2 protein-coding genes are annotated in these 1,069 nt (G+C 45.2%); both read left to right on the top strand.

Features of this window, described 5'->3' with window-relative positions; all coding sequences use genetic code 11:
* On the top strand, positions 1-422 hold a 422-nt coding region (locus tag A3766_RS31560), incomplete at its 5' end, for a hypothetical protein (RefSeq protein ID WP_197479734.1).
* Positions 415-1,069, top strand: a 655-nt coding sequence (locus A3766_RS25120) for a sirohydrochlorin chelatase (RefSeq protein ID WP_197479733.1), incomplete at its 3' end; no start/stop codon positions are given. The genes A3766_RS31560 and A3766_RS25120, both read left to right, overlap by 8 nt.

Genomic DNA, 1,069 nt, shown 5'->3' with positions numbered 1-1,069 from the left:
TCAATGGGCCTGCCCAAGAAATAGCGACTCGAGCGTTTCTTGATGCGCAATGGCAAGCTGACGCGCGCCAGCGATACCTCGACTTGTCTCGAGATAACCAAAAGCTGTGGCAAGGTTTATTTATTCAATTGCGAGAACAAGGGGGCGATGTATCAGAAGCCCACCAATTGTTGTTTTCGACCTATACCCTCGAAGATGAAAAAGCAAAACGACTATTCGAAGTGTTTGCACAGCACGGTGTTTTACTTCGATTAATCAAAATCGGTAAAGGGCATTCTTTAATTAGGATAGGCTTTGTCGATATACAAAACGTCCAACAAGTGACGGAACTAAATCATAAAATTAAACAAAGCATGCACGCATTAAAAAAATATTTTGCTGGCACCGCAAACGACATACAAATGGAGAGGCAATATGGCTGATCAATCAGTGGAAGTAAAACGTGGCATTATGGTCTGTGGCCATGGCAGTCGAGACAAAGGCGCAGAGCGTGAATTTGGGCGTGTCGCAGCAGGACTAAAAAAACGATTTCCAGATATGCCTGTCGAATATGGCTTTTTGGAGTTCTCCGCACCCAACATTCATATGGGTCTAAACTCGTTAATTGATCAAGGTGTCGAAGAGATCTACGCGGTTCCAGGAATGTTGTTTGCCGCAACTCACGCAAAGAACGACATTCCATCTGTATTGACGACATTCGAAGAGAAAAAGGGGAACGTGAAAGTCGCTTACGGCAATGAACTCGGCTTGCACGAAGCGATGATCGAGGCGTTTCAAGCAAGAATATATGAGTCACTCGGGCTAGACTCCAACAACCCTCCAGATCAACTTTATGACACTATGCTAGTGGTTGTAGGGCGCGGAACGTCAGATACCATGGCAAACGCGGAAGTGGCTAAACTGACTCGAATCGTCAATGAGAATATGGGTTTTGGCTGGGCTGATACGGTTTACTCAGGGGTAACCTACCCATCGGTTGGAGAAGGCTTGGAGCGATTGGTAAAACTCGGTTTTAAAAAAATAGTGGTGGCACCGTATTTTCTGTTCACAGGCAGGTTAATTAAACGTA

The organism is Oleiphilus sp. HI0132, from assembly GCF_001635845.1.
This window is presented reverse-complemented; position numbering and strand designations above follow the sequence as displayed.